The sequence below is a fragment of the Candidatus Pristimantibacillus lignocellulolyticus genome (assembly GCA_023639215.1).
GTDB lineage: Bacteria > Bacillota > Bacilli > Paenibacillales > Paenibacillaceae > Pristimantibacillus > Pristimantibacillus lignocellulolyticus.
Genome location: CP097899.1, coordinates 283,341 through 304,241 on the forward strand (window position 1 = coordinate 283,341; position 20,901 = coordinate 304,241).

Annotated in this window: 16 protein-coding genes; 2 read left to right on the forward strand and 14 right to left on the reverse strand. The window is 37.2% G+C overall.

Annotated features, from left to right (window positions below; all coding sequences use genetic code 11):
• Positions 1-4: 4 nt before the first annotated feature.
• From NAG76_01225 to NAG76_01240, 4 genes are all read right to left on the reverse strand, one after another.
• Complete coding sequence (locus NAG76_01225; protein URN94909.1) at positions 5-571, reverse strand: nitrous oxide reductase accessory protein NosL; 567 nt, start codon at positions 569-571, stop codon at positions 5-7.
• 2 nt (positions 572-573) lie between these two features.
• Positions 574-1,926, reverse strand: a complete 1,353-nt coding sequence (locus NAG76_01230) for a right-handed parallel beta-helix repeat-containing protein (GenBank protein URN94910.1) — start codon at positions 1,924-1,926, stop codon at positions 574-576.
• Entirely contained in the window at positions 1,926-2,339 is a 414-nt protein-coding gene (locus NAG76_01235; GenBank protein ID URN94911.1) for a hypothetical protein, read from the reverse strand. Before NAG76_01235 ends, NAG76_01230 begins: the two co-directional genes overlap by 1 nt.
• 271 nt (positions 2,340-2,610) lie before the next feature.
• Positions 2,611-3,792, reverse strand: coding sequence for an MFS transporter (locus NAG76_01240; GenBank protein ID URN96734.1), 1,182 nt, complete (start codon positions 3,790-3,792; stop codon positions 2,611-2,613).
• Positions 3,793-4,010: 218 nt separating this feature from the next.
• Between NAG76_01240 and NAG76_01245 the strand changes: the two genes are divergently transcribed.
• Positions 4,011-4,343 carry a hypothetical protein gene (locus tag NAG76_01245; GenBank protein ID URN94912.1) on the forward strand — a complete coding sequence of 111 codons (333 nt, stop codon included), beginning with the start codon at positions 4,011-4,013 and terminating at the stop codon, positions 4,341-4,343.
• 226 nt (positions 4,344-4,569) lie between these two features.
• The gene (locus NAG76_01250; protein ID URN94913.1) at positions 4,570-5,571 is read left to right on the forward strand and encodes an aldose 1-epimerase; all 1,002 of its coding nucleotides are present in this window, start codon (positions 4,570-4,572) and stop codon (positions 5,569-5,571) included.
• A gap of 320 nt (positions 5,572-5,891) precedes the next feature.
• Here NAG76_01250 and NAG76_01255 read toward each other — a convergent pair whose 3' ends face one another.
• From NAG76_01255 to NAG76_01300, 10 genes are all read right to left on the reverse strand, one after another.
• Positions 5,892-7,613 (reverse strand): methyl-accepting chemotaxis protein, encoded by a 1,722-nt coding sequence (locus NAG76_01255; protein ID URN94914.1) that lies wholly within the window; start codon positions 7,611-7,613, stop codon positions 5,892-5,894.
• Between the two features lie 117 nt (positions 7,614-7,730).
• Complete coding sequence (locus NAG76_01260) at positions 7,731-8,372, reverse strand: lysoplasmalogenase (protein URN94915.1); 642 nt, start codon at positions 8,370-8,372, stop codon at positions 7,731-7,733.
• Positions 8,373-8,664: 292 nt separating this feature from the next.
• Complete coding sequence (locus NAG76_01265) at positions 8,665-11,394, reverse strand: discoidin domain-containing protein (GenBank protein URN94916.1); 2,730 nt, start codon at positions 11,392-11,394, stop codon at positions 8,665-8,667.
• A 130-nt stretch (positions 11,395-11,524) separates the two neighbouring features.
• On the reverse strand, positions 11,525-12,958 hold the full coding sequence (locus NAG76_01270) for an ABC transporter substrate-binding protein (protein URN94917.1): 1,434 nt from the start codon (positions 12,956-12,958) through the stop codon (positions 11,525-11,527).
• A 143-nt stretch (positions 12,959-13,101) separates the two neighbouring features.
• Entirely contained in the window at positions 13,102-13,971 is an 870-nt protein-coding gene (locus NAG76_01275; protein URN94918.1) for a carbohydrate ABC transporter permease, read from the reverse strand.
• On the reverse strand, positions 13,968-14,816 hold the full coding sequence (locus NAG76_01280) for a sugar ABC transporter permease (GenBank protein ID URN96735.1): 849 nt from the start codon (positions 14,814-14,816) through the stop codon (positions 13,968-13,970). The genes NAG76_01275 and NAG76_01280 overlap by 4 nt, the downstream gene beginning before the upstream one ends.
• Before the next feature lie 173 nt (positions 14,817-14,989).
• Positions 14,990-16,318, reverse strand: coding sequence for a response regulator (locus tag NAG76_01285; protein URN94919.1), 1,329 nt, complete (start codon positions 16,316-16,318; stop codon positions 14,990-14,992).
• 40 nt (positions 16,319-16,358) lie between these two features.
• Positions 16,359-18,185, reverse strand: coding sequence for a histidine kinase (locus NAG76_01290; GenBank protein URN94920.1), 1,827 nt, complete (start codon positions 18,183-18,185; stop codon positions 16,359-16,361).
• 170 nt (positions 18,186-18,355) lie between these two features.
• Positions 18,356-18,979, reverse strand: a complete 624-nt coding sequence (locus NAG76_01295) for a hypothetical protein (GenBank protein URN94921.1) — start codon at positions 18,977-18,979, stop codon at positions 18,356-18,358.
• Positions 18,980-19,207: 228 nt separating this feature from the next.
• On the reverse strand, positions 19,208-20,878 hold the full coding sequence (locus NAG76_01300) for an AarF/ABC1/UbiB kinase family protein (GenBank protein URN94922.1): 1,671 nt from the start codon (positions 20,876-20,878) through the stop codon (positions 19,208-19,210).
• Positions 20,879-20,901 lie beyond the last annotated feature (23 nt).

A 20,901-nucleotide genomic window follows, 5' to 3' on the forward strand; every position in this document is an offset into this window, starting at 1 on the left:
CCCTCTAATGACTAGCAGCGGCTTCATCATCCGTAGCTACATCCTCGTGGTCACTTCCATGACTATGACTAGTCTCGTGATCATGATCATCACCATGAGATTGCATCATCTCATGATTAACTTCCCAACTATGCGATTGTAGATCAGTCGCCGTCAAAAGCGTTCCTACAGCATGTTCAGCTATATATTGCTCCGCACTTGCTTGCTCTTCGAACGAGATAATACCATAAGCCATTGGAGTCTGTATGGAAGTGTCATACACATAATATGCTTTTTCATACTTAATCCATTGCATACTATTAAAGTCACGTACATATGTAGCTCCAACTGTTTCAGTACCGTTCTGTTCCTGCCACGTATGTAAACATCCTAAATCATCGAATTTCAAAGATTGTCCTTCCGTAGTAATGATTTGCGTTGCAAATTGATCATCTTTAATTGCCATATTACATATTACACATCGATCTGTATCCTCATTAATAGCAACCGGTTTGTAAGCTTTATCAGAGCAAGCTGCCATAATCATTGCACTAACTATCATGAATAGAGTTACCTGTATTATTTTCTTCATTATCATCTTCTCCTCGATTTATATATGATTATCATTGAACCAATAAGTAGCGGTAACCAGATAAAAAGCATTAGCCAACCTGATCGTTTAATAGGATTGCTATCAACTATATTTATTGACTGCAAGCGTGGGGCTTGATCTTGTAACCACTGCTCTTTATTGTCTTGATACAATTGTTCGACGAATTGAATACCATTGCTACCGAAAAACAGTTGGAAGCCAGGTTTTCGCTCAACTAATTCCATAAAAAATGGTGAGCTTGCATAAGTTAAATTACTTAATTGATCTCCATCTAAATCGAGACCTTGGAAAGTATCCCAATAATTATGAATGACATTTGGACTTGACGAGCTATCATTCCATATATTCGTTACATTGCCGATAAAATTATTGTTTTGAATATTTTGCTCGGATGAATCAATGAGCTGTAGTGCTACAAAATTATGATATATATGGTTATTACTTATTACTACCTCACTTGATTGCTCTACATATATTCCAACACGACTTTCTGCAACTGTATTATTATTAATCATAATATCTGTCGCATCATAAAGCAGTATTCCTTGAGAATTAACATTGCCAGCTTGCTTTTCAAGTACATTGTTTTGCAAAAAAATGTTGCTGCTAGTCATGATCATCATGCCAGTTATATTAGAAATACTATTGTTCTCTTGTAACCGAATGTTAGAACCATACATCACATGATAGGCATATCGTGAGTTTTGCACCGTATTGTTCTCTATTATTAAATTAAGACTATTTTCATTATAAATGCCATCGTACATGCCATTAATTTCATTACTAGAAATCATCATATGTTCAGAGTTATATAGTTGTATGCCATTACCTCGAACACTTAACTTCTCCGTGGATTTTCCGCTCCAAATGATTACGTTATTGGAAATCTCACTTTCACTTGTATTATCAATTGCTATTGCTGTAGCTCTCGTATTGATCTTAAGTTGTTCTAGTTGTAGCTCTTTCCCTGTAGCTGTAATCACTGCAGTTTGCGGTTGCTTACGTTTATCGTTAATCTCAACGGTTGACAACGTTACTCTATCACTTTCGATTACTATAGCTTCCTGCCCATCTTCGATAAATAGATTCACATCTGGTTCACCAATAATGGTCATTGGCTTTTGAATAATAATAGAACCGTTGTATTGTCCAGCTTCCAGACGTATGATTGCACCTGAATCCGCTTCATTAATAAGTTGCTGTAAATCTTGCGTTATTATGTCATTGTTACTACGTACGGTTGATATAGCAGAAGTATGAGGTACATTAAAACTACATAGTACATACCCCATGAATATAATGAAAAATATTCGACTTGGGGAGACTTTCATCATTATGGCAACACCTCGATCGTCTTCTTCTGCATCATATGTGTATCGTCGACATTGAAATGAAGATATATCTCATTTTCTCCCTTTTGTTCAAACTGTACATTTACTTCGTACATCATACCTTCCTCTACTTCTATTTCAGTTGCATTAAATATTTTTGTTGTTAAGCTATTATTACGTAGTTCAATTCTCATACCTCCGCGAACATTTACATCTTCCAATAGGTGAATCGTAAGTATGCTGTCTTCATTAATTTTCGGTGAAGCAGGTTGACTTGTTAGCTCAGTAGTAACTTTAGGAATAACCAACTCCGTCAGTGGTCTTGTCGAACTAGATTGTGCGCTACTACAGCCGCTTAAGTACAACATTCCGATAAGCGTTAATATGCATAATATAAATAGCGTTGTTTTCTTCATAATACTCACCACTTTTCACCCTACATTTTGCATAATGTGACTGTTCAAAAAAACAACTTTTTGAACTACCACTTAAAGTCACGATAACCACTATTTAGTATAGCTAGTACTGTAATTCTTCAAATGACTATATAGAGCTATATTCCCTTCATATTTGTGGATGATTTTTGACAATTTCGATCCATCTCAATCTAGACAACAAAAAAAGGTGATATCCCAAAAGTCATTAATAATGACAAAGAGACATCACCTTCTAAATATTTCACATACCTTATCTTAAGCGATCCTTCGGTAGTAGTAATGAAAGGAAACCAAAAAGTGGCAATATACTTGCACCTATCATCACAAATTCCATCGTCTTCACATCGGCAAGATTACCTAGTACGACTGCACCAACTGCTCCCATACCGAAAGCAAAGCCAGTAATTAGACCTGATGCTGTTCCAACTTTACCTGGCATTAACTCTTGAGCGTAGACGACACTTACCGAGAAGCCTGATTGTAGAATTAATCCTAGTAATGCGATAACAGGATATACCCACATTAGCGGTAAATGGGGCAAGATTAACGCTAGAGGAATTGATCCTAATAGTGAAGTAATCATCATTGTTCTTCTACCAATTCGATCCGCGAACATCCCACCGAAAAATGTTCCAACCACACCAAATATCATAAAGAGATAAAGCGGGATTTGAGCCTGTTGGACCGTTAATGAATATTGCTCTTGCGCATAAAATTGATAATAGTTTCCAATTGCAGCACTATACCATGAACGCGCAAACACGATCGTCATCAAAATCCCCATACCGAAATATACAACTTTTGATGGTATTAAATTTTCAAGAGATACAACGGATTTCTTCTTTATGGATATAGCACCATTAATCGCCAACTGCTTGCGATACCACGGTACAACATATAATAAAATAATAATGGCTGAGCCAGCCAATAAAGTTCCCCATATCGCTCCACGTTGCCCTAGAGGTACAAAAATAAAGATTGTCATAAGTGGAGCTAATGATGAACCAAAGTTACCACCAACTTGATAGATAGACTGTGCAAGACCTCGCTTCTGTCCTGCTGCTAAGTATACGACACGCGAACCTTCAGGATGAAAGACGGCGGAACCAAGACCGATGCAGATTACTGCTAGCACAACAAACCAAAAGGTAGGAGCAAAAGATAATGCTGCTATCCCGAGTAGACTACTACCCATCCCAGCTAAAAGTAACCAAGGTGTTGGACGTTTATCTGACCACAATCCTACAATTGGTTGCATAACGGACGAGGTCATATTTAATGTAAATGCAATCCAACCAATTTGCGCATACGTTAATTGTAGCGACTCTCTAAAAATAGGGAATAAAGCTGAAACTACAACTTGCATAGAATCATTTAGCATATGTACTGCACTTACTGCAAATAAAATAGAATAGACTGTTAATGATTGCATTGTTGTATTTGATGTAGAAGTTCTAGCTGAAGTAGACACACTAAGGACCTGCCTCTCAATTCACTCATATACTTTAGTAGTAAAACATTTCTTATTTGACATTACCATATGGTGCTTATACTATACAATATTTTTCTCAACTCTACCCAAAATTTTCATTTCGTGTTATAATGTAAACGCTAACATTTCAGTTATTAGATTATCTAGGGGGTATTCGAATGTTGAGTGTTGCGTTAAATGAACGGACAATGTGCGAAGATTTTGATCTGGAGCAAGAAATCCTATTTTACAAAATAGGAACTGAAGGACTGGTCAGTTTTCATGGAAACAATTTCAGTCGAAAAGTTCAACTTTCGCAATCTGAACTGAAACAGTTGACTAGAACAAAAGGATACTTTGCAATTAGTTCTAATTGCTACATTAATGTATCTCGAATTAGGTCAATTGGCTCCGGAGCAATTTCCTTTGGTGGCGATTTAACAAGTTCCAAGATTCTTGCTGTAAGCAGACGAAATGAACTGAAGTTGAAGCAATTACATCAGATAAGCTAAAGAAATATAAAAAGCAAACAACCGCTAATGTAGTTAAGCGGTTGTTTGTTTTCTATATTACTGATATGCTGAAATTGTACATGCATAGGCTTACGCTTCCGGTGCTACTTTCATCACTGTGATGATATTCTGGAAGCAATGAAAAGTTTGGTTTATGCTTCCGGCGCTACTTTTCATCACTATGATGATAATCTGGAAGCAATGAAAAGTTTTAGGAGGAATTATATTGACTACACAAAGCAAAGCATTCGAGGGATTATTTCATGATGAATCTGCAATTTGGCTTCAATGGGGACAGTATGAAAGCGCTGTTCTGCCTAAAGTAGGAGCAAATCTAATTGCATTTCGTGATCTTGAGCGTAATCTTACTATTTTGAGAGAACCAACCGCTGCTGAAATGAATGATTTCCGTGCAAATCCAGGAGTTCATGGTATCCCTGTTTTGTTCCCGCCGAATCGTTATGAAGATGGTACATTTACATTTAACGGGCATAAGTATGTATTCCCTGTCAATGAAGAAGCTACTGGCAATCATCTACATGGATTTTTCCATACTGCACAGTGGAATGTTGATGATTTCAATACAACGTCTACCGAAAGTTATGTTGTATTGTCTATCTCTATAGATGAAAACCATGAAATCTATCAGTATTTACCTCATCAATTTACATTAAAACTTCGTTACTCTCTAAGTGATCAAGGATTGCTACAACATATATCTGTACATAACCATGGTACTACAGCTTTGCCTTGTATGATTGCATTCCATACAGCAATCAATGCACCATTTGCAGCAGACAGTACAGAAGAAGATTATTCATTCACAATGACGGTAGATAACCGTTGGGAATTGAGCGAAAGAATGCTTCCAACAGGAAAATACCAAGCTTTAACGAGTGAAGAACAAAACATGAATGGTGCTGGCCTTAATCCATTCTGGGAGTCCATGGATAACCACTATACAAGTACAACGAAAAATGGTCGTAACATGATGGAGCTTACTGATAATCGTCTAGGATTGAAACTTATCTATGATGTTGGTACTTCATATAAACAATGGATGATTTGGAATAATGGTGCTGGAGGCAAATTCTTCTGTCCAGAGCCACAGCTTAATCTTGTAAATGCACCAAATTCTTCACTTCCAGCAGAACAAATTGGGCTTGTTACACTTGAACCAGGTCATATCTGGGAAGAAACAAGTCGTATCTACATCGTGAACGCTTAATACACTATTACACAAGCTATAACAAATAAACGGGGATGTCCTTCGGTCATTATTACAATGACTTGTGGAACATCCCCGTTCTATGTTTTGCACTATCACTTCGTTACCAACGCCCGCTTTTTTGAACTACCTCTTCCAATAAAGGTTCAAAAAGCGGGCTTTAAGAACCGAGAAGATGATTCACAGCGAAAACGAGTAGCACAGCTTACGAATTGTGTACGTGAGCACAGGCAGGCTTTCGATGGGGGACATATTCGATGCCGACTATGCTACTTTAGCATACTCATCGTTATCAAATTCTGCTTTTTGAACTACTTCGATTAATTAATTTTGAAACGCTGTGATTCTTGTTGCAACTCAACCGCAACCTTTGTCAAATCTTGAACATTATCTTTCACTTCATTCATAACTTGTTCTTGTTCATTCGTAATTTCAGATACTTTTCTAGCTTGCTGTGAGGCAGCATCTGATAACTGTGTCATCTCCATTAATGCCGCTGTAACTTGCTCCGAGCTTGCAGACATCTCTTCAGATGATGCTGTTACTTCTTGTAGTTGGAAGTTCAATACACCAATAGATTCAACAATTTGATCGAATGCTGCATATGTTAATTGAACTTCTTTCATTCCTTGAGTAACTTCAGTTTGCTCGCGCTCTACCACTTCAACTGCAGCCTTTGATTGTGTTTGAATCTTAGTTACTAACCCAGATATATCTTTTGCTGCCGTTTTGGAAGAGTCTGCTAGATTTCTAACTTCACTTGCTACCACTGCAAATCCTTTACCATGTTCACCTGCTCTTGCCGCTTCAATGGATGCGTTCAATGCTAGTAAGTTGACTTGCTCTGCAATTTCTTGAATATATATAACAGACCTACCAATAGCATTGGATTGCTCTGAAAATTGCTGAATTACTTCTGACGTTAGCATTGAGCCTTTAAGAATTGAATCCATCTGATTCTGAACAGCTTGCATACGTTCCTGTCCAATAAGAGCTTGTTCATTTGCTGCATAAGCTAATTCGGAAACATTGGCTGCTGATTCAGAGATTCGTTGTATACCAATTGCTACTTCTTCCATAGATCGAGTAGATTCCTCGGCATGCATGAACTGAGATTTTGCTTGCGTTGCAATATTATTTACATCAGCTGCAATTTGCGAAGTGTGAGTAGTAGACTGCTCCGCAGCCGCAAGTAATTGCTCTGAGCTTGATGCAACTGCTTCTGAATTACTAGACATTTTATTAACAATACCATGTAATCCTCTGACCATGTTATTGAAACTTGTAGCAAGATCACCGAATTCATTATTCCATTCATATCGGTTTCTTATCATCAGATTACCTTGTTCAACCTGCTTCATATCTTCAATAAGTTTTCTTATTGGCTGTTTAATTGTTACGTAAACAAAGTAACCTACTAGTCCTGCAATAATAAGTACAATGACTAAAGAGGTTGTAGTAAATATTCTACTCCGATTGGCATCGGCTTTGTTCGATAAATTAGTATTGGATGATTCATCCAAATTAATTTGTTTCATTTCTTTCAATGTTGACAAAATAGTATCCCGTACGCCGCTTAAACGATTATTAAAATACATAAATGCTTCTAAACTTTTTCCCGCTTCAATCCGCGATTCTACTTTCAAAAATTCTTCACGGACAAGAATAACCTGTTCTTTATAAAGTGCAAATAATTCAGCTGATTTCTCATCCATCGGAATTTTATCTACTTTAATCTGTAATGCCGCTTCCTCGGCTTCTAGCTCCGCAATGGTTGCATTAAGAGCGGCAACATCCACATTAACTTGACCTAACACTAGCTCCAGTTCAGCGGACTCAATTTGCACATTCGTTGTAATTAGCTGACTTAAATACTCATTGGCCATCATCTTTTCTTCATACATCTCTTTAGCATTATTATTAATTTTGTTAATCGAGGTAATTCCAATAACGCCCATTAAGATCATAAAAACAATTAACGAAATAATGAGAATCATCAACTTTACTGATACCTTTTGGTTCATTACAAGCTGTTTTAACATGGTGTGCTCCTTCGTATGTAAGTAAATTATGTAAATATATTTTATTCAATTAATAACATTATAATAAATTGTAAGATAATGCACTAGTTTTTTCAGTATATATTTTCCAAAGTCAATTTATTTATTAGATAACGAACTTAACATTGGTACACGTAAACTTCTAGCAAAACAGAATTGCGCCCCGTAATACGTACTCATAATTAGAAGAGAAGAAGCATCAATAGATGTTACAAACATATTCCAAGCTAAGATCGAATCTGAGAGCATGAAACACAGACTCCCTATCATGATCCATATATTTTTCGTTAACCATGCCATCCATCCCATTAATGATATGACAACAATATACAATATAACTGGAAGTATTAGACCGCCCTTTTGATCATCAATTAATGACATTACCAAAATAATTGCCATAATAATAGCATACGTACTAATGATAAGCCCTATTAATTTACTAGATTCACCTTTATTTCTCCTTAAATTAAAGGCAAATATGTAGAAAATATGTCCAATTAAGAAGCTAAATAAACCAATAATAAACCACTGTAAGGAATAATCACCTAGCATGCAAAATAGTAAACCAATAACAACTAGATAATGATGAAGTTCCTTTTTCTTCGGTAATTGTAGGATACCATACACAATAATCAGAACCATTGGAATAAGCTTAAAGATCATCGCATCCCATACAAATATGTACAAACTACCCATGATGATAATTACAATTGTAAACAACCAATCACGAATGTTCTTCATGATAACAACCTCCCAAAACTTTTTATTATCATCCTGTAAAGCATCATTGCAAATAAAAAGTAACTTCGAAAGCACGAGCAACTTTTTATTAACTTCCTGTTTAGCATCATTGCAAATAAAAAGTAACTTCGAAAGCATGAGCAACTTTTTATTAACTTCCTGTAAAGCTTCATCCTTACATTATATTGGTTTTATTTCAATAAATCACTAGTTTAATCAACAACAATAAGGATTGAGCACTGCAACCTGCAGATAACTCAATCCTTATTGTTTCTTTATGGAGGTAGATCTCTTAATATATTTCTAATTCGGATACTTGCGCTGCCGGCCAAGCGCTGTTAGAAGTGATCGTTATACGAATATACTTTATCATTACTGCTTCATCCAATACAATCTCCACACTATTTCCACTCTTTGGATCGTAAGTGTATGATTTAGGTGGAACTAGTGTTGAAAAGGTCGTTCCGTCTGAGCTGCCTTGCACTTCAATTTCCTGAATACGTTGTTCCCATGCATCCTGAGGTGGCAGCCTCAACTTGATTTTAGATACCGTTTTCGCTTCACCAAGATTCACATTTAGCCATTGTGGGAATTTCTTAGCTACACTTTCCCAATAAGTGAACGGATCTCCATCTACTGCAAATTTAGGGTCGAATGCATCATTTGTAAATGAACTCGCATTCGTCTTCATGCCAATGGCAATGTTAACCTCTACTTTCACTTTTGGGAATGACTCGACAGCCTGACTTGGTTGCTTGGCATTAGTCAACTCTACGTAACCAACTTTCTGCCCCTTGATTAGAGAAATATAATCGAATATAACATCATTATCTGACTCAGTAACTTTCAGATCAGCGATTTTAGTTCCATCTGCATGATAGGCAACAACATTTGTATGTTCCCATTTGTCGCCCTTCTTGATTTGTAATGTTGTATCAGACCCTATTGGCTGATAGATTCTTATAGTATCTGTCTCACGAATCTCTACCAAGTTATGATCTCCAGGATCGAGATCAAATCCATTGTATCTTGCATAATTTCCTGCTCTGACTCTACCATCCTGTGCAGCAACATCATAACCACCAAAATTCAAAGTAATATTATTATCAAGCTGGTATATTTCATTGATGTCCCAATTACTTGTAACCTTATGTTTTCCAAAGTCAGTAATCGTCACTGTAGAAGTAACTTGTTCAAAATTTGTAACGCGTTGATCCACATATGGTGCCAAGACATACTTTTGAATTACTCCTATTGCATCTACCCATGGACTAGTCACACCATTATAGAAATCTGTGCTTAAGTTATATCCCATCGCTAAATTCCAGCGTAGCATATCTTGATCATCCGTCATCGTCTCTCCTGCAAGATTATGATGATAGAACATAACTTTATCACGCAAAAGCATCCCCGCTAGAGGATAATATTCTGTATAAGATGCGGTGTTTTTACGATAACCAAGAATATCCCATAGATAAGTAGAACCCATAAACCCAACGGAATTGTCAGCTAACACATCAGTACCATCTTCTATATATACATTGTGTTTCAGAGTTTTAAAATAATTGCGAACACCTGTGAAATATGCTGTAGAAGGATCTGTTCCTTCTGGAATAGCCTCGTTAAATACATAAGGAGAATTCCTTATTCCCCACTGGTCTTCGAATATCCCATCAAATCCTCCAAACTCGATTAACTTCCGATGCTCCTCTGCTACACGCTGTTGGAAGAATGGATGTCCAGTATTAACAACAAAGCCACTATGTGCTCCATAATCTTCTTGCATTATCGTACCATTTTCCTTTTGAACAATAATGTTTGCAAGTGATGTGCCTGTAGGCAACTGATTCAATGTCGGAGAATTAATTCCCCACCAACTCATATTCGTGTAAGGAACAACGATATTTCCTTTATCCTTACTATCCTTAACGAACTTTTGGAATGCTACATCTCCGCCCCATTGAGAATCCGGAGGCATAAAATTTGGATAATTTTCGTCATGTCCTCCTTTTTGGAAGCCGACGAGGTGAATCATGCCATTGTAATTCATCTTATCGATAAAGGTAGAAGATAAGTTATTCCAACTCGCTTCCTTAATAGCGGAGATATCTGTCTTATATAGTGGGAGCGCGAAATACTTATCCGTCTCGTCACCTAGCTTATCCTTCAATGAACGATATTGATCAATTTCATTCAATTCACGATAGCTAACGATAGATGTGTTATAGTCACTACCTACTTCCAGTACAATTGTTGGACTACTCCACTTTTGATCAGATTCAATCCATGTTTTATAATTGTGAACAAATGAGGTTTTTCCCGGATCATTAATCAGATGTTTGTATCCAATCTCTGTGAGCAAAGTTGTCTGATCTCCTAAGTCATACATTGATAGATTTCCCATATTAGTACGCATCGCTAGGTAGGAGGCAAACATAACACCTGGATATTGATCAGAGTAAGAATTGCTTTCTTGGAAAAACGTCCCCTTTAGCTTTGCTCCTGGTAACATTGGAAGAATTGCATCCTGTACACCGTTTTGATCAATTTTCAGCTCATATGGGAAACGAAATGACTTAATCGTCTCTGCTGTTCCGTTTTCTATCGAAGCCGTCATATAGATACGATCATCATCACCAAAGCGAACATTTACATCTACTGCGAGTGTTCCGCTATATTGTAGCTTAAGTTCACTTTCTCCCTTTTTCCAATCATAGGTGAAGTTTTCTGCATTCAAGCTTTGGATGGAGCTATCATCATTAAGAATTGCCCACCATAAAGTCTGATTTCCCAATGATAGATTTTCCTCTAATCCTTGTTGCTTCATATACATGATACCGCCGTTATCTGTACTAAATGCTATTTCATAATGGTTGTTATTAACAACGATAAGTCCTTCTTCTTTATTTATAAGCATTTGTACCTTTCCGCTGTTACCTAACCAGCCTGAGAAGATGATTATGTAGCTTAGTGCTACGATAATAACTAGACCTATCGATAACCACAACCATTTGATTTTCATTATTATCCTCACATTAAAACACCACCCGACTCATATGCTAACTTCCGGAAATTACTCCCCATAATAAAGATCAGGGTTGCCCCTGTAGATGAATCATCTACATTCGGACAACCCCGTGATGTCTTTATTATTATTGGATACTGTCGTAGAATTGCTCTTGGATAAACTTAGCTGCCACATCAAGCTTAGCTTGCTTATCTACACCTTTTTTAGAGAATACTTCTTGGATAATATTTGTCATTTCAGCATAGAAATCTTGCGTATTATATGGTGATTCTGCTTTTCCATCCATCAAGCCCAACGACTCTACACTATATTGGTATACATTATCGTATTTATTGAATAGTGCAGTTACCTTTTCTCCATATGGAGCGTCAGATTTGTAGTATTGAAGTACAGCAGGTACATAGTATTTATTATCCGCAGCACGTTCTTTAATGTTTTCTTCTAGTGAAGCTAGACCTGTATCAGAGAAGTAATCAAAAGTAGCATAGTAGAAAGCAATTTCTTGCTCATCAGGTGTTGCATTTGGATTGATTACTAAGAAGTCTCCACCAAGAACTCCATAATGTTTGTCGCCTTTTTGATAAGCAGGAATTGGGTATACAATAATATCATCAGGAGACATACCACCTTGGTTCAATGCTTGATCAACTGGACCATCTGGACCTGCAATTACCATTGCCGTTCTACCTTCTGCGAATGCACCAACTGCATCTCCCCAATTAAGTGCCCAGTCTTCTGGAATAGCGTTAGCTTCCCATTTCAATCTTTCATAGTAGTCTAGCGCTTTTACTCCTGCTTCTGAATTGAATATTGCCGTTACTTTCCCATCAGTTACAGATTGAATATCTCCACCAGCAGTAAATAGGAAGTTAGTCCAGTTCCAACCAGATGCGTTTTCTTTACCCATAGGTGCGATACCAGAGATTCCAGCAGCAGGATTAGCTACTCCCTTAGCAGCATTTAGCATATCATCCCAAGTCCAGTCTAATGAAGGAATCGTCACACCGTTGTCTTCAAGCATTTTTTTATTAACGGTTACACCAGTTGGGTAACCACGTTGAGCAATACCATATACTTTTCCATTTAATGTGAATAAATCTTGTAATTGTGGATTCATTTGATCTTTGAATTCATAATTATTGAATAGCTCCGTAATATCAGCTGCCCAGCCTTTCTCAGCTAGCATCTTACCTTCTGATGCGTACGTATTGAATAGCGTTGGAGCCTCATTTGCACCCATCTTCATTCCGATTTCATTCGGGTTATACTGCCAATCACTCTTAATTACTTCTACGTTTGGATATACTTCATTGAATCGTCTAATTTTGTCGTCCTCGAGCGCGCGATCCTCAACACGGTCTGGTGTAGGATAGTAAACACTGATAGCTACTTTTCTCTGTTTAATATCATCTTCAGGAGGAGCCGTGTTGTTTTCAGTTGGTTTGACAGTAGGACTAGTGGCTGGCGGATTAGTGTTTCCTCCATTGTTTTTACCACATGCCACAAGCATGAGGCTGAATACAAGAACTGTTGCAATGACTACTGAAAATTTACGCATTTGAAAATCCCCTTTTCATTTCAAATTTGTCTTACACGCTCATCATAATGTAGGTACATTCGTTAAGGCGATGTGTATTCCTATGGTGATCATGTGTATAATTATGTTTCAGGAAATTAATCCCACAGTATAAATTCACTTAGTTATCCTTTGACTCCACCTAAATATAAACCTCTTAAAATATATTTTTGGAACAGTAAGAATATAAAGATTGGTGGAATCATGACTAAGGTTAATATTGCAAATTTAATATTCAAATCCAATCTACGAGCATTCAAGACGAAATCACGGATCGCAGATGAAAGTGGTTTATTATCTTGATTTAGAATAAAACTTGGCCAGAACCAATCATTCCAAGCAGTCGAAAATACAAATATTGCTAGTGTTGCAAAGATTGGTATTGATAATGGGAATGCGATTTGGAAGAAACCTCGCAGTTCAGAAGCTCCATCAATACGCGCGGATTCAAATATTTCTGTGTGAATACCGTCCATAAATGTCTTAAGTAAGAGCAAGAAAAATGCATTCGCTCCAGCTGGCAGCCAAATCGCTGCGAATGATCCCATTAAGCCAAGATCCTTCAAGTTAATAAAGTTCGGAATCATATAGGTTGTTGCTGGTATAAACAAAGTTGCCAAGAAATAATAATAGATAGCATTTTTGAAGGGAACCATCAGCTTCGATAACGAATACGCTGCAAATCCTAGTATACTTACAGTTACTGCCATATTACCTAAGAAAATAAACATCGTATTTTTGAAATACATTGGTAAATCGATATAATTCCATGCTTTAATATAATTCTCGAAATGCCACTCTGTTGGAAAAAAGGTTGGCGGGAACGAGTTCACTTCTGTATTTAACTTTAAGCCATTCAACATGGAGATAACAATTGGATATGCCATGCAGCACATCATAATTACAACGAACAAGTTCATCAAATAATATAGAAACCTAGTAGATGGTTTTTTCAGATCGTAATCGGATAATATACTTCGTTCATGTGCCTTCATGATTTCACTCCCCCTCTATTGTTGATCCGATATTGAATGATCGCTAATATGCTCAGTGCAAGGAACATAAGTACACCAAGAGCGGAAGCTACACCATAATCCTGTCTAACAAATGCATACCTAACAATAAGTAAAGCATAGGTCAAAGTAGCATTGTTGGGACCACCATCAAGCATCGCATATTGTGTTTGGAAGCCCTGTGAAGTTGCTATAAGCTGCAACATAAGCAATAGTAAAATTTGGTTACGAATGGCAGGCAATGTAATATAACGAACGCGTTGCCATATACCTGCTCCATCAATCTCTGCTGCTTCATACCAATCACGTGGTACTGCTAGAATAGCCGCCAAATAGATGAGCATAGCGGAACCGAAGCTCTGCCACGTTTCCATAATGACAATGGATGCCATGGACCATTTTGGATCTACTCTAAAGTTGATCTGACCAATGCCAACCGCTTTTAATACATCATTAATAGGTCCTACTGGATCGTACAACCATGTCCAAACACCATAAAGGACTACAAACGGAACGACATAGGGCAAATAAGCTGCAACACGAGCAAACCCCTGAAATTTTCGCATCTCAGAAATTAAGAGAGCGAATAAAATGGGAACCCAAAATCCAATAACAAGTGCGAGCCCCATATAAAAGAGGGTGTTTTTTACGGATGTCATTACGTAAGGATCGGCGAAGATGGTCTTGAAGTTGTCAAAACCGACAAAGGTATTACCTTTAACAAAATCGACGATGTAGAAGCTACTAAAAACCCCTTTAATAATAGGAAGCCATAGAAAAAGTGCGAAAGTAACAATGGCAGGTAATAGAAAAATAACTCCCCACATATACCTTTTGTACGCTGTTGATCTCTGCTTCTTCGGCTTCGACTTGTTGCTAATTGGAACAGCCGTTGTTTGTTCCATACTGTAATCCCTCATTCCATAAGTTTATCTACTATTATTGTAGATAAAGAGAGGTTACCTGAACATGTGTATATCTATGCGGATGATATGCGATCTTACTTCTTCATCTCGCTTGGACTAATACCATAGTACTTTTTGAAAATTTTACTAAAATGCTCTGGTGACTCATACCCCACTTGTTCGGCAATTTCATAGCGCCGTAAATCCGTCGTCAGAATAAGTCGCTTGCTTTCTTCCATTCGAAGCTTAATTACGTACTCCCAAAGGTTATATCCTGTTTTTTTCTTAAATAAGTAGCTTAAATAATTGGGACTAACATGATTTTTTTGAGCAACCTCATTCAATGTTAGGCCCTTCTGAGCATAATTTTGAAGGATATAGTTGCTTGTTCGTTCAACAATCATATTATTCTGAGCAGCAATTTCATCGTTAGTTGGTTCTTCTTCTGTATAGATCCCCCACTTGAAGTCACCGTAATAGAAGACATAATGGTCTTTGAACTCTCGGCTCCATTGTATCGCTTTGCTTGCCTGTCTATGGACCTCCCCAAGAAAATCAGAGCCCTTCAAAATCTGACTGATGCCGATTACGCATTGGAACCCAAGATATTTATTGATATTAAAATGAAGGCTGCGAGCAATCATCTCTAGCTGATTGACTTTATCAATACTGGAATCACCATATCGTTCTTCATTCCATTGCATCACAATACATATTTCATGTTCAGGCGAGTAGAAAGACTGATAATCCCATTCCATATCTAGCAATTCATTCACTATGTTCAGAACAGCATATTTCAGCAATAAACCATCCTTCTCAGAGATATCTCGTCCACCTAACTCAAGATTGAGCTTAATTTTTAAGACAGCATAATAAGGTCCATTAACATCAATACCATGTAGCTGACTAAGCTCAGAAATAATCTTACTGCGATCTTCAGTATCCTTTAGAAGAAGTCGATTGAGCAGCATCGTACTTCCAGGTAGCTGCTCTTGCATATGAAATTTCTCCTTCAATTCTGATATCATTTCCTCCGTATCACGAACGGACTTATCGATGTGTAACAATACATGGCGAACCGAGCTTAGAAATTGCTCATTATTTAATGGCTTTATCAAATAATCTTTAGCCCCTAATCTAATGGCAAGCTGAGCATATTGGAATGTTTCATATGCAGATATTACGATGACTTGCACCCAGGGCTTAATAATCCTTGCTTGTTGCATAAGTTCGATGCCGCTCATAGAACCCATCTGGATATCCGTTACGAGCAAATCTATGTTTTCTGTACGCAAGTAATCAAGTGCCTCATAACCACTGTGCGCAATATAAATGTTTTTGATACTAATGCCCGTTGAAGCAAGTAATCCTGATAAACCTTCACAAATAAGCGGTTCATCATCGACAATTAAAATGTTATACATATTCCTCAACCTTTCTTACTTTTGTCTAGCATCTATTAAACTATCGCTCTTCATAGGTTGCAGGTAATACAAGAATAGCAGTCGTACCATCTTTTTCTCTTCTATGATAGCTAAGTCCGAATTTATTGCCGAAATGAAGCTGAAATCTTTGATGAATATTTCGAATACCATAGCCTAGCTTATGATCAACATTCTCATCATTTAATATGTGATCCATAGCCGCAATATTGACTGGCTTATATCCGTTGTCCTCTACCTTAATCGTTACACGCTCACCCACTAGGGCAGCAGAAATCTGAATTTCTCCGTCTTCTCCCATCTGTTTCACGCCATGAATAATAGCATTTTCTATAAGCGGCTGTAATGATATTTTTGGAATACGTATGAGTTTAACTGCATCTGGTATGTCCCAGATCACATTGAATTTGTATGAGTATCTTTTCAATTGTAAATTGACGTATGCGCTCGCATGTTCCAACTCTTCCTCAAATCGAATGAGCTCACGCCCTTGACTGAGACCGATCTTCATCAGCTTAGATAGCTCTTTAATCATCTCTGAGGATTCCGAATTGCCTTCAAGCGTACTCTTCCAATAAATACTTTCTAACGTGTTGTATAATAAATGCGGATTGATCTGCTGATGTAGTAGTCGTAGCTGAGATTCTTTGGCCTTCAAGTCCATATGATACTTATAATGAATAAGCGAGTTAATTCTTCGTGCCATATCATACAATGCAGACATTAGTACCCCTACTTCATCGTGCCTGCGTTTTACAGGCGTCTCTGGAACAAGTTTACCTGGCTCATAGGATCGAACGAAACGCGCTAATCTCTGTAGCGGTGTCATGAGTGAGCTCCAGAAGTAAACTAGAACGATACAACCCAATACAATATAAGCAATGGTAATCAATTGAATGATTCTCTTAAGTTCGTTCTGTTGCTTAAGTAGCGATTGTACAGGAATTTGATAGATGAGCTTGTGCCCAACGCTCTCATTCTGACTCATAATATAGATAAAGTCCGATGTCATTACATCATTAGTACGATACGGATTATCAAGTAGGGACTCTTTATAAGGTGTTGGTCTGTTCGCTGCTTGAAGCTCGAGAGGTAATTCAAGCGTCTCTCCGTTTCTAATGGGTATTGTGGAGCTTAATATTCTATTAGAGGAATCTACATATGATATTACTCCTTCTGGAAGTGAGACCGAACGCAGTGATTCTGCGATCTTCATATCCATTTTGTTGGCCACAAGCACTCCTAAAAAACCATTTCCGTTTTTCACGTTGCCGACAGCCCTTATATAAGCTAACGTATCTATTTGATTTAACCCCAAAGTATATTTGATAATATCTATATAGCCATTACCTCGCTTGTTAATGGCATCATCGAACCAAACAGGTTTGTCGTTGTCAGAGAAAAAGTACACACCAGCTTGCTGTATTTGACGTTTAGGTGCGAAATAATAGTAATTATTCGGATCATATATGTATAATGAATAATAAACCGCCTCTCCCCCGTTCAATGAAATAGAGTAGCTTGTAAGCAATTTAGAAACATCATCATATTTCTTCAGCCGTTCCATGACTGTATCCTGCTCGCTTGGTATAAGTTTTTGCGTAATAGGATTTTGAATGATGGTCGCTGTAATTTTACTAACAGTATCAATATCTCTACTAATTAACGTATGATTTTGTTTAATTAGCTCTACATATGCATTCGTAACATGATTTTTAAGAAGTTTCTCCGCCTGATAATTTCCATACCAATGAAGTAAAAAGACCGGACTAACCATTAAAATAAACAATAACACCAGTTGTTGCTTCATATTAAGCTTAGTAAGTGGATTAAGCGGATTTCCGCGCATGACGGCTCCTCCTATTGATCGAGATTAATCGAATCATCTTGTTGAAAATAGATTTATAATAGTACTATAGCAAAAAAATAGCGCTTACAGTATAATCGTTTCTACGATATTTTAAGTTATCTATAGTATATTTCGTAGATATACACACATACATGTCTCAACAAGATAATCTACTTAGCGTACTGTAAAATCGCAATTGCAGCACGCTCACGTCGTTCAAAATCATCGGAATGCATTGCGTTTTTCAGGATAGTTAATGCTTGCTCTATCGTTTGGTAGTCTACTAAGTTTGCCTTTGCATAACCATTGTCCTTCTTATCATCTAACCAACTTTCCAGTAACTCTGGAGATACTAGTCTGTCCAATATAGAGATATTCGATTGTTGACTTACGAACGTTTGAAGCTCTTCAGATATTAGTTCTATTGGAACGCTCTTTAGCCACGTCACACCTCTACGGTGAGCGGTGTTTACTTCTTTATTCGATATGCCGTCCACATAGAAATAGTCTCCCAAATCTCCAATATGAACGAAGCCATCACTTTCCATTATTATATAATCCCCATCTTGTATCCTATAGACGAAGGTATGAATCTCCTCTATTTGTTGTATCCATTCTTCCTTCATCCCATCAATATCGTTCAATAAAAGTAGAGCTTTGCTTCTAAATTCTGCTTCACTAATGTTGCTTAAGCTCTTGAATTCTTTCCAACCAAAACTTACATAGTTTTCTTCCAAATAAATCTCCATAAGTCTAGTTCCATTAGAATCGTCCTTCATCTGAAATAATTGCATACACCACACCATCCCATCTAATTAATCAAAAAGGCGACTAAACATCAATTACATGAATGTATAGTCGCCTCGTGCTTCATTGCTACTGAGAAAATCATATGAAGTTTTCATTAACTTCAACTTTCAATTTTACAAATTAGATTATGTTAAGTCTACCTTTTTCAATAAATGTTTGTAAATAATATTTACTTTTAGTTACACGAATCGCTAACCAGCCTAGATGATTTATTAAAAACGTCCAGATCGAAAAATAGAATAGATAAGCACCACGAACATAAAAATCGTAACAGCAAAACCGATCTCGATAACTGGCATGCGCCACAATATAGATTTCGAGTGCATAATAGATGTTCCGACTATTAATCCACACATTACTATGCTTAATGCAAGCATTACAATACTGAAAGCTAGTCGATTACTTATTTGATCGAGTTTTTCTAGGAGCATAGTCACTTGAGGTGATTCCAAATCGATTTTAAATTTCCCATTGCTTAACATACGAGAAAGTTGCTTCAGATGAAGTGGAACCTCCTTAACTATATCAATATATTCCGGTATTTCCTCTGAAATATTTTTCAATATCCGCTTTGGATTTAACCTTTCCAACAACAGTTTTTTTCCAAATGGTTCAGCAATATCAAATATACTTATATCCGGATCAAGTGCAGTAACAACACCTTCCATCGTAAGTAAACATTTTCCAAGTAATGTTAGCTCCACCGGTATTTTAATTCGATGCTTATAGGCTACATTGAACAAGTCGCTAACAGCGGTTCCAATGCTAATACCATTAAGTGGTACATTGTAATACTTCTCCCTTAATTCATCGACATCACTATAGAGTAAGTTGTAATCTACTTCCTCTGGTACAACTCCCATTTGATTTATTGCTCTAATTACCCCTCTAGTACTTTGTTTTCTAAGAGCAATGACAAAAGTAGCAAAATGATGTTTCATGCTAGGTGAAAGTCGTCCGATCATACCGAAATCAATCATCGCTAATCTCCCATCAGGTAACGCCATTACATTTCCCGGATGAGGATCTCCATGAAAAATTCCTTCCACTAATATTTGATGGAAAATCGCATTCGTCATTCGCTTTGCAAGTAACTTTAAGTCTATTCCTTGCCGCTTAAGTTCCTCATCGTCTGATAAATTAACTCCATCTATATAAGCAGTTGTTAACAGTCGTTTTGTACTGTATTCCCGAAATACATTTGGTACATATAAAAAATCTAGGTTAGCGCTAAGTTCTACGAATTTTTCTGTATTACGCGCTTCCAACGTATAATCTAATTCTAGTAATAAAGCTACACTTAACTCTTCAACAATTTCTCTTAGTCGGTAATGTTTCGCCCACTCTACTGCTCCTTCCGTTAGTCTTGCCCAATCAATTAATATTTCAAGATCAGTTTCAATTAATCGCTCAATGTCTGGCCGTTGGATTTTGACTACGACTTCATTGCCATCTTTTAAAGTAGCTCTATGTACCTGTCCAATGGAAGCAGCTGCTAGCGGAGTTATCGAAAAATGCCTGAACAGACTTTCTATCGGAGCACCAAGTTCTTTCTCAATAATAGAAGCAGCTTCATTGTACGGAAATGGTTGTACATGATCTTGCAACGTTTCTAGCTCTTTTAATATTTCAGCGGGAATAAGATCAGGACGAGTACTCGCAATTTGGCCTAATTTTACAAAGGTAGGTCCTAGCTCCTCCAACAAGAGGCAGATTCTTTCACCGAGACTTTTCATATGCCATTCGTTCGTACTTTTGTTACGCGAGAAAATATTGCGACGCCTAGAACCTATTTCATCCGTTACTAATCCGAAACCATAACGTGCTATTGTCGAGGCTATAACCCGATATCGCATGACATGCCTAATCCTTTTTCCCTTCAAGCTCTCACCTCCATTGCTTCTTT

What these genes read in the sequence shown, in the direction of transcription:
- NAG76_01230 (URN94910.1), bottom strand. Translation starts at nt 1,926, where the DNA reads ATGATGAAAGTCTCCCCAAGTCGAATATTTTTCATTATATTCATGGGG.
- NAG76_01260 (URN94915.1), bottom strand. Translation starts at nt 8,372, where the DNA reads ATGAAGAACATTCGTGATTGGTTGTTTACAATTGTAATTATCATCATG.
- NAG76_01240 (URN96734.1), bottom strand. Translation starts at nt 3,792, where the DNA reads ATGCAATCATTAACAGTCTATTCTATTTTATTTGCAGTAAGTGCAGTA.
- NAG76_01280 (URN96735.1), bottom strand. Translation starts at nt 14,816, where the DNA reads ATGTGGGGAGTTATTTTTCTATTACCTGCCATTGTTACTTTCGCACTT.
- NAG76_01225 (URN94909.1), bottom strand. Translation starts at nt 571, where the DNA reads ATGAAGAAAATAATACAGGTAACTCTATTCATGATAGTTAGTGCAATG.
- NAG76_01245 (URN94912.1), top strand. Translation starts at nt 4,011, where the DNA reads ATGTTGAGTGTTGCGTTAAATGAACGGACAATGTGCGAAGATTTTGAT.
- NAG76_01295 (URN94921.1), bottom strand. Translation starts at nt 18,979, where the DNA reads ATGCAATTATTTCAGATGAAGGACGATTCTAATGGAACTAGACTTATG.
- NAG76_01270 (URN94917.1), bottom strand. Translation starts at nt 12,958, where the DNA reads ATGCGTAAATTTTCAGTAGTCATTGCAACAGTTCTTGTATTCAGCCTC.
- NAG76_01265 (URN94916.1), bottom strand. Translation starts at nt 11,394, where the DNA reads ATGAAAATCAAATGGTTGTGGTTATCGATAGGTCTAGTTATTATCGTA.
- NAG76_01255 (URN94914.1), bottom strand. Translation starts at nt 7,613, where the DNA reads ATGTTAAAACAGCTTGTAATGAACCAAAAGGTATCAGTAAAGTTGATG.
- NAG76_01290 (URN94920.1), bottom strand. Translation starts at nt 18,185, where the DNA reads ATGCGCGGAAATCCGCTTAATCCACTTACTAAGCTTAATATGAAGCAA.
- NAG76_01275 (URN94918.1), bottom strand. Translation starts at nt 13,971, where the DNA reads ATGAAGGCACATGAACGAAGTATATTATCCGATTACGATCTGAAAAAA.
- NAG76_01285 (URN94919.1), bottom strand. Translation starts at nt 16,318, where the DNA reads ATGTATAACATTTTAATTGTCGATGATGAACCGCTTATTTGTGAAGGT.
- NAG76_01235 (URN94911.1), bottom strand. Translation starts at nt 2,339, where the DNA reads ATGAAGAAAACAACGCTATTTATATTATGCATATTAACGCTTATCGGA.